Below are 9,058 nucleotides of genomic sequence, written 5' to 3'. Positions count from 1 at the left end.
CTTGAACCAGCATCTCGTCTTCGTGGCCTTCCACGTAGATGTTACCGACAGAGTCAGCGGTGAAGGCACCGGCAGTGATGTTGCCCTGGGTTTTGCCTTCGATGGCGATATAACAAGGAGTTGGCATCTTAATTTCCCTATAAAAATTCGGAGGAGGTTGTTTACTACGTGGGGAATAACGCAAGGGGTGTGCCAGTGATGGAGTTCAATGAAAACAGAGACTTAACTGATTTCCAAAAAGGGGAGAGCAAGGTATTGCTTGTGCGTTGGGCGAAAAGTTGCTCAGCGAGCAAGATTTGGCCGAAAGATCAGAGGGAAACTCATGGACGAAAACTCGCAGGAGTCAGACAACATTCAAGCGACTGCATTGATAGCATCGAGAAAACAGCAGTTTCGATAAGAGCATAAAAATGAAAGAAGTCGAGTTTTCGGTTGGCGCAGTCACCTTTACCTATTCGCTTAGCGAAGAGCAGCAACGATTTCTGAGGTTGGCAGAGGAAACGAAGATCAACCTCAATGACTGGCCGGACTTTTCCGAGAAACTGACAGACACGATTCAAGATGCGATCCCTGATGAGTTGAAATTACCTTCACAGAAGCAACTCGATTATGTTCGCACTATCGCTAGCGACCTGAACCTGGCACTACCGAAACACTATGAGGATAGTGCGCTGACATGCCTGTCATTTATTGCCGATCACAAACCAGCACACGATCGTGTACTGGCGGTGTTTAATGGGGTTAAGGGGAAGTTGTTGGGGTGAGATAAACTAGTCGTCTTTAAAAATATTTAGAACGTGTCCAAAGGAAGGGTTTTCTTCCTGTTCTTGTCTAATCTTCTCAATTGTCTCTGAAAATTCTTCGTCTGACATATCTCTCCAGTATCTTGTAGGGCGCTTGATACATTTGTCATGCGTTTCTGTTATCGCATCCCTGCTACGGGACGGCTCAAGCACCATGATATCTGGCATTGGCTGGCTAACATCCATATATCGCTGGATCATGTTCCAAAGTCGATGATACTCCGCCACCATTTGGTTACTGCCAATCAGTGTGTGTAACGGGACCCCAACAGAGTAGTTGTTGTATCTGTGAGCCAATGTCAAAACATAGTTGAGATGACCCTGTGCAGTAGGAGAAGACATAAGGACACAATCAAATTCTATGAAAGGATGTGTGAAATTCACTTCCCCGTTATCTTTGTATAGCGTGACAGTCCCTTCTGTTCGATTTAAACGAAACAGAGGCTTCGATCGCAGGAATGGAGCAAGGAAAAAGTAACCTTGACTAACTAACTTGTAATGCAAGTAGGGAATAAGAAGTGGTATGAATATATATAATGTAACATCATAAAAATCTTTTTCTCTCTCATCCCAGCCACCCTCTCCAAAGGCCAAGCCCACGAATAGTAGGATGTAAAAGAGTGGGAGGAACAAAAACAAGAAAACTCTGACGAGCGCTGAGAACATAAAGTAGATCTGAGACCACATACTGAAAGATTCTTGAAAAAGCTCTTCTTCATTCCAGAAAAGAGGCTTGATCTTATCCTTCTCTGCTTTCCGCATTGCGGAAGGGGGGAAATCTTTAACTGCAGCGGTTGAAATAGTCTCAGTAGCTATAGCAAAAGGAAATATCTTACCTTTTGATAATAGTTTTCCAACCAATCCGTTGGGTAGTCTCTTGCTCTGTAACTCAAGTGAGCTAGAGTTGAATGGCTTATTGAACATCACTTTAGAATTCATTGACTGTTTTCTCTACTCACCCATCAAACCTCTAGTCTGCCCTCAACATTGGTTTATTCTTGGTGGAGAGTTAACAACTAACTGATTTTCGTAGATTGCAAGCCAGCACATGATCATGTGCTGGCTTTTATTGGGCTTAGCTTAGTGCCAATCGATGGTTTTCCCTGTCCATTTGTGAACATCTTCAGGCCAATGGTCTTTGATTGGGTTGAAGCGAATAGCAAACTGTGAGGGGGAAATAAAAGGAAGTAGAAAGAAGAACAAAGGTAAGATTGCCCAAATTATAGCTCTGTCTTTCAACTTTGAGCTTGCTGGTGTTGGATAAAACAAAAATTGCTTTTGTTCATTACCAGCTCCAATAGCATCTTGACCCCCGGTCATAAAACGTCTCACATACTCCCAATAAATATAAGTATCAGCATGACCATCGACTGATGTTACTAAATTCAAGGCAACTGGTTCAGCGCCTGCGTTGTCATTAACACAGTGCTTTGGGTAAAGCCATAGATTGAGGTTGTAAGCATCTGAAAATGAGCCATAGCCTACGTGATGAGGTGCATACATAGTGGCTATTTCACATTCTTTCCACGGTATTCGATACAATGCCTTTTTATGATAAACATAGACCTCTTGGTTTTTGTGATGAAATCGGACCGGTGTTTTTATAGGCCTGCAGATTTCTAAAAAGCACAGCAAAAGCATCACTAAAAATACACCTAGCTCAACTGGGTGTAAGTAAAACCATGGGACATCATCTCTAGTTAATCTGATGATCAAGTAGGTAAAAAGGAATATAGGTAACAGAATAAATTGTGATAAACGCGTTAGGGTTTGCCTGTTATGAACACTGTTGACACGCATGTCAATGAATTCACCTTGTGTGCTTGAGACGAAAGCATACCCTGCGTTATAAAAGTCGCCTTCACCATCCCAATCAAGCCTTATTTCTTTTGGCGGTGGATTTAACATGTCTTCCATTATGTGGCTTGTCCCGAAGCCGGTACTAAACCCTTTTCCACGCCGACTGATTGTGTTCTTAAACTTTGGTGCATAGCCATAATAGCTCGCACCAATCCATAATTCGTTTGAAACTTTGTTGATTTTTTTAGGCATGAGAATTCTCAGTTACTCTTTATTTCTATGTCGGTTCGTACATCATCCTGCCAAAAGAGAGTTGCGTCATCATTAAGAGTAACAGAATAGTTTAACGTTACGGGAAATGACCCAGGATGGGTGTAAACTATATCAAAACGATAATTGTCATAGTCTTTTTTCCACACACTTTCTTTGAATGCGGCTTCTAGAGTAAAACCACTCCCAGGTGAGGCTTTCATATCCACTTTATTTGTTGAATGGCTGACAGAACCGTCATTGTTGACAACACGACCATAAAGTAATTCGGTACTATTGTCGATCACACCCACTACTTTCAAAGAAACTTTACTAGAACTATGCACATAACCAGGGAAATAGACTTTAAGATTAAAGTCTTCAAACTTGTAAAACCATCCACTTTCATCGTAAGCTGAGTGGCTAAATACAGGCCGGAACAGTTCGTCTGTAAACGCAACCATTTCTTTTGTTTGTACTTTTTGTACATCAGAATCCGACACATCTTTAAAAAACTGAACTCTACCCTCAATATCATCAGGCAGACTTTCACGATGAGTATAGCGTTCACCAACACCCCAAAATGATCCTTTTAAAAAGGTTTCAAGCCTACTATCTTCAATCCAAGCATGTATTAGATCCAAAACGACGCCGATGACAGCTAGAATCAGAGCAACGACTCCGACGACAGCATTGACTCCGGGGACCAGCGCTACGACTGCCAACACTAACGCAGCAGAATTTACAATTAGTGAAGCAACTGCAACTGCTACTGCTCCACTGTTGTCTTGTTGGTTAATATCTTCAGACAGATTAAATGCACTTGTAATTACACCAAGAAGGTTACCTATGATCGGTAGCCCCTGGTAGGTGTATCTGGCGATTGTTGTCAACCCGGAAGTCAACCTGGTCGACATACTGGTTGCCGGAATACTCGAGAGGCCTAAACGCTGAAGTGCTGATTTTGAAGTTATACCAATTGACTTTATCGTTGATTTTGCAGCGACTTTCATCGCTTTTTCACTGTTAGAGAATTTGACGCTTTGAATAAATGCCAATGACGACTGAATTAAGCCTGTAGAGCTATTGAGCAAGTCTAAAACAATTTTGGCATCGAATTTTTTCTCCGTGATTGTCTTATTCACTACTGATACTAAGTTCGCTGCTTGTGCAATCAGCAGTAATCCAGTGAACTTACCATTATGCTTCTCTGTAACCTCAGATAATTGTTTGCTCCATAGCGCGAGTTTACTTTGAGGATTGTTGATATCACTTTCTTTGATGCTTTTAACAACCCAATATGCGAAACCTTCAAGGGCGCTGGGTTTGTTTCCAGGTTGAAGTATTGTTTTAAGCTCATACAGGTTTATTTTTACCTTAGGATCAATGTACTTTGCTTTCTTTTTGACACCACCTCTTCCTTTACCCTTAGATTTTAATTTCTTTTTTTTAATATTCTTGGTCTTGGCAATGAGGATATGCTCTGCTGAGGCTGCAAATTGGACTGCGTTGAAGTCTTCGATATCTTCAAGCACATCATTTAGTGAGGTGGTCATCACCCCATATTGATAGCCATAACGCTCCGCCATAGCCTGATAGTAAACATGCCAAGCAGCTTCGTTTTCTGCATCTACAACAAACTGAGCAACCTTTTCACCAATGGAATATTGAATACTGTCAGTTGCCTCTGATGCCGCTTGGAGAAGTTGATTTTGGCTATTGACGGCGTCTTGCCAATTTATTGAGCCAGCATCATAAACAAGCTTCAGATGTTTACTAATTTCTTGATAGACAGTGTGTGCTACACCTAAGGCTGACCAAATCTGTCCCCCGATACCTTTTGAGGTCGGCTTTCCAGTCTTTGTCGCATGCTTGGCAAAATCCTGAACCCACTCATCACGGAGTTTTTTTCCTACTTCAGTGGATTGGATGTTGCCGAGCATGTTTGCAACAGCGATTTCTTTTAGTTGAACTTGGTCTTTATCAAAAGGTGAGTAAAGGGCGAGCGCAAAATCGGTGTAGTCCGACTCTAGCCATTTTGTCCAATCTAGCGCTACCTCTTCCAAGCTTTTACTGAATGCTACAGCGAAATCATCGCGATCCTTTTGGAATTTATCCATTTCTTTACCGCGAATAACCTCACGATAGTCTTTGATAACTTTGTCACGGCGATCTTCACGAATTTCCTGAATTTCCTTATCAGTAAGGTCGTAGTAGGTTGGAATTCCATACATTTGATCTTTTGGATCATGGGTAATGTGAACACGCTTGTCTACTTGCTTCCTAAAGCCTTTTTGCGCCTCGCGATCGATGAGCATTCTCGTCGCGTTGGCAATGGTGTAAGGATATTGGGTTTCTGCAATGTGAGTGAGGCCAGCATCGTATTGAGCGTTGAAAAGCGTGCATAGTTCGACACTGATGCCGACGGCATCAATGACTCCCACGGCGATATGGCTATCTGGTGCAATAGGCTGATACTTTGACAATAAAGGTGGGGTCGACAAGTCGACAGTTGGCCATAGCGCCCAATCAAAATTAAGGTATTCACTCCAAAAGTCTGGGCTTACTGTTGATAGGTCTTCAACCATCAAGCAATGCAGTTCTTTTCCCTTTCTAGCCTTTCTTACGCTGACTTCCTGCAAATAACCTTTTCGTATTTCTTTGTTCTTTGCCAATCCATCAACAAATGCCTGCTCCAATTTGATATGAGTTAGCAGAATGGAAAATTTGTCATTTTTCTCCTGAGTGATGATGGGAAAATGGCCTTGGATTTCGGAAGGGGCTTGCCCATAAATACACTCTGTTTTCAGCGCATCACCAGAGTCATCAAATTCAGATAGAAGGACGTAATCGTCTTTTTCGTTGAATAGGTATATATATGCATTGATAACAGGACGCATGATGTAGTCATGTTCTGTTAGTGTTGGAAGCCCTTTACCCACTTCGGATGGGAGCATAAATTCAAATTCAATTTGTTTAACCGAGTACCGCATTGGGTGGATAACGATGAGGTCATCATTAAGGGGACATGTAGACATTAACGCATCGATACTGTCTGTACTCGAGGACTTTGCAGCCGAATTTGCCTTGTTATCCATTTAACGTTTCTCTTTGCTCGTAATACTCAGTGGCTTTGGACAATGCTTTCTGGACTCTATCTGCTGGCATCAAAGAGTCTTTGCTCATAAGAAGCTTTTTTACATCACCATATTTGTCATCTGTCATTGCGTCACTGCCTAACATGCTCAAAATATTTAGGAAACTCAGAACTTCTTTCTCTGATTCAAGTCCATAAGACTGAGCTATCTCTATGTGAGACTCTATGGTCCTGTATTGAGTTTCTGGTTGATTTCCCTGCAAGGAGTTTGGGAAGTATTTTTTGACGTGATCTAACGCCCTTAAATTGAAATGTTTCCTAGCGGCCATTCCCATAGCGGTCATTTGCTCATCCGACAGTTTTACCCAGTTGGCATGATGCTGTTCGGTTGGTTCGTTTAGGTACGCGATCTCCACACTTTGCCAGTTGGCTTCGAATCGCGACTGCACCCATACCTTGGAAATGGGTCCCCAAATTCTTTTTTTCTGTAAATCGGTTGAAGCCTGCGTTAAAAGTTCTACTAAATGAGGCAGATAGAACCGAAAAATAGGGGTGCTACCATGACCCATGTCGGCTTTAATGACCGTTCTAAAATGTTCCGATACTTCATATGTAGAGGCTGAGGCTTCGAATACTATTCCCCAATCATAAGGCTTCTTTTCAGACACAACTTCGAGGAGTTGATAGTTTTCATTAAGGGGACAAATGATTGGACCAGATGCAGTTACTGCATCTAACTCAGTACCGCGATATATCAACTCAATATCTGGCTTTTTTGCGTACTCGTAGCAAAGTCTTTCGGCATCATTGATAACCGCACCATCAATGAGGAGGTACAAAGGTGATTCATGTTGTTCCAATGCGGGCAGGGTCACTAGCTATCCTCACCTTCATCTGAACATGTTTCACACAGCGGCTTTCCTGATTTCCCAGCAGCGGTGAGGGCCTTATTCTGCTGTAACAAAATTAAAGGACTGGCTGATTCTTTGGTTGCAATAGCGTTGTATGGTATTTGTTCTTCAGGTGCTTTTTCCTTAGCTACATACTCAGGCAAAATCGGCATCACCCCACCAAACCCCGAGCCAGATCCCGCACTGCCACCCGAGTTGATGTTGATAACAGAACCCACGATATGAACGCCTGAAGGATCTATCTTCACGAAGTTGCCACCGACTTTGAGCGTGACTTCCGTATAAGCCTCCAGTACTGATTTATGACCACTCTTTAAGTGGATCTCGCTGCCTGCTTCGTTGAGCAGGGCGGCCCCTGCTTTAATATGTAGGGAGCTGTCAGTGGCGATAGTTTTGTCACTTTTAACGTGTGTCATGGTGTTGCCATCGACCGTTAAATGATCGTCAGCTTTGATATGCTGGAACCTTTCATTCTCCACATCCAGATGGAGGTCATGTTTGATGTTGTCCTTGCGGTCATTCTCAACCAGCAGGTTCATGTCCTTCTGGGCATGGACATAGATTTCTTCCTGCCCCGCCTGGTCCTCAAAGCGAAGCTCATTAAAGCCTTCCCCCTGATGGGTTTCGGTTCTGAGTACCGTGCGCGTCTTGTTGGCGGGTAGCGGATAGGGAGGTACATTGGTGGCGTGATACGTGCGTCCGGTAACAATCGGCTGGTCCGGGTCGCCTTCAAGGAAAGAGACAATCACCTCATGACCGATACGGGGAATGGCCATCATGCCATACTGACCACCTGCCCAACCCTGAGAGACCCGTACCCAACAACTGGAGGCATCATCGCTGTTACCATAACGGTCCCAGGGGAACTGCACCTTCACCCTGCCATGCTCATCACAGAAGATTTCCTCGCCTTCGGGACCGGTGACAACCGCGATTTGCGGGCCATGGACACAAGGTTTTGGTTGCGGTGTCGGACGCCAAGGCCGGTGAGCCGGAATGACCGAAAAGGTATTGTGGAAGGTGGTCATGCCCTCACCGCCAGCCTCTTCCAGTGCCTGAGGCTGAGTGCCTTCACACTGGGTAGAGACCACCACCCAGTCACGGTTCGTGGCCTCATCCGGATGGTCCACCAGGTCAAACAGCATGCCCGGCTGAATCTGCGGGACATTACTTTGCGCCGTCGCCGTGATGGCATCACGTCTTAAATGCTCAAGCCGGTACTGTGTAAAGGGCTTTCCAGCGGCATCACTCTTATAACGCCCCGGGTAGTCATAATGCTCATACGTACCACGCTGAAAGGCCATCTCTGTGCCCGCGTGTTCATGTAAAAAGCCATAGGCCGGCTTTTTAAAACTGTAATCTTTCAGCTGCGCGGAAGACGGTCTTGCCTGCGCCGAATACTGCCAGCCTTTCACGAAGTTCTCTTTCGATACCCCACCGACGTTCACGTTATAAGGCAGCGCAAGGCCCGAGGCAGACAGGGTCTGGGTATCATCCGAGAACAGCACCGTGTGCTTATCTTTACTGTGCAAAAAGCAATAGAAAATGCCCTCTTCCGCCGCAATACGTTCCAGGAACTTAAGGTCCGTTTCCCGGTACTGCACACAATACTCACGGGTCTGCGGCGTGCCGGATAAAGAAAACGCATAATCATCAATGCCCATCTCCTGCAGGAGAATGCTCATGATTTCCGGGGCAGACTGCTGCTGGAAGATACGGCTGTTCTGGCGAAGGGACAGTCTGGCAAGGGACGGCACCATCTCCAGCGCATAACGGGTGTGATGGAAGCCCGTATCGCCTCTTGAGAACCGGCGGACAATCCCGTGAAAACGTTGCTTGAGCTCCCCGTCCTGCCAAATCACCAGTGTGACATTACGGTCCACCGTGTCATTTTCAGAGACGGCTTCATTGCGGCTGGCCAGCTTGATATCAAAACAGAAAGGGGCCGAGAGATGGGCATCGCCCTGAAAGTCGACCACCACAAAGGTGTCGTCAGGCAAGCCTTCGACGTTAAGAGTAAATTGGAGACCGCTTTCCGTAGCCATAGAGATACCCAGCAAGAACTATCCACTGCTTCTGAGAGACTTCAGAAGCTTCATCAGACGTCACTGTCTGACGACAAAACCCGCCGCGAGGGCGGGTGGGGTCAGAAAGGCCTGCTTCACAAAGAAACACGCCTTCTGCCAGGAAGCCTTAGG

The 9,058-nt window shown here is 44.8% G+C and carries 7 protein-coding genes and 1 pseudogene; 2 read left to right on the top strand and 6 right to left on the bottom strand.

Translation table 11 applies throughout. The features are described from left to right. Positions 1-127: pseudogene (locus GCE9029_RS26165) on the bottom strand (type VI secretion system tube protein Hcp); the annotation flags it as partial. 283 nt (positions 128-410) lie between these two features. Here GCE9029_RS26165 and GCE9029_RS25010 point away from each other — a divergent pair. After that, positions 411-764: a hypothetical protein gene (locus tag GCE9029_RS25010; protein WP_002542766.1), complete on the top strand. Its 354-nt coding sequence runs from the start codon at positions 411-413 to the stop codon at positions 762-764. A 6-nt stretch (positions 765-770) separates the two neighbouring features. On the opposite strand, the gene GCE9029_RS25005 is transcribed toward GCE9029_RS25010, so the two are convergent. The 5 genes from GCE9029_RS25005 to GCE9029_RS24985 all read right to left on the bottom strand — a co-directional run bounded on the left by GCE9029_RS25005 (position 771) and on the right by GCE9029_RS24985 (position 8,905). Further along, positions 771-1,742, bottom strand: coding sequence for a hypothetical protein (locus tag GCE9029_RS25005; RefSeq protein WP_231870198.1), 972 nt, complete (start codon positions 1,740-1,742; stop codon positions 771-773). A gap of 141 nt (positions 1,743-1,883) precedes the next feature. Beyond that, on the bottom strand, positions 1,884-2,855 hold the full coding sequence (locus GCE9029_RS25000; protein WP_062667954.1) for a DUF6708 domain-containing protein: 972 nt from the start codon (positions 2,853-2,855) through the stop codon (positions 1,884-1,886). 8 nt (positions 2,856-2,863) lie between these two features. Then, complete coding sequence (locus tag GCE9029_RS24995; RefSeq protein ID WP_062667952.1) at positions 2,864-5,950, bottom strand: toxin VasX; 3,087 nt, start codon at positions 5,948-5,950, stop codon at positions 2,864-2,866. Next, on the bottom strand, positions 5,943-6,824 hold the full coding sequence (locus tag GCE9029_RS24990; RefSeq protein WP_062667949.1) for a DUF4123 domain-containing protein: 882 nt from the start codon (positions 6,822-6,824) through the stop codon (positions 5,943-5,945). Before GCE9029_RS24990 ends, GCE9029_RS24995 begins: the two co-directional genes overlap by 8 nt. Next, positions 6,824-8,905 (bottom strand): type VI secretion system Vgr family protein, encoded by a 2,082-nt coding sequence (locus GCE9029_RS24985; protein ID WP_062667947.1) that lies wholly within the window; start codon positions 8,903-8,905, stop codon positions 6,824-6,826. Before GCE9029_RS24985 ends, GCE9029_RS24990 begins: the two co-directional genes overlap by 1 nt. Here GCE9029_RS24985 and GCE9029_RS26840 point away from each other — a divergent pair. Next, positions 8,813-9,058 (top strand): hypothetical protein (locus tag GCE9029_RS26840; RefSeq protein WP_231870199.1); only part of this gene is annotated, 246 nt, incomplete at its 3' end. The two genes, GCE9029_RS24985 and GCE9029_RS26840, sit on opposite strands and share 93 nt — an antisense overlap.

The sequence above is a fragment of the Grimontia celer genome (assembly GCF_900055185.1).
Lineage (GTDB): Bacteria > Pseudomonadota > Gammaproteobacteria > Enterobacterales > Vibrionaceae > Enterovibrio > Enterovibrio celer.
The sequence above is the reverse complement of the archived record's forward strand: the minus strand, read 5'-3'. Positions and strand labels throughout refer to the sequence as shown.

Coding starts and splice junctions, on each gene's coding strand:
- GCE9029_RS25005 (WP_231870198.1), bottom strand. CDS start 1,742: ATGAATTCTAAAGTGATGTTCAATAAGCCATTCAACTCTAGCTCACTT.
- GCE9029_RS24985 (WP_062667947.1), bottom strand. CDS start 8,905: ATGGCTACGGAAAGCGGTCTCCAATTTACTCTTAACGTCGAAGGCTTG.
- GCE9029_RS25010 (WP_002542766.1), top strand. CDS start 411: ATGAAAGAAGTCGAGTTTTCGGTTGGCGCAGTCACCTTTACCTATTCG.
- GCE9029_RS24995 (WP_062667952.1), bottom strand. CDS start 5,950: ATGGATAACAAGGCAAATTCGGCTGCAAAGTCCTCGAGTACAGACAGT.
- GCE9029_RS25000 (WP_062667954.1), bottom strand. CDS start 2,855: ATGCCTAAAAAAATCAACAAAGTTTCAAACGAATTATGGATTGGTGCG.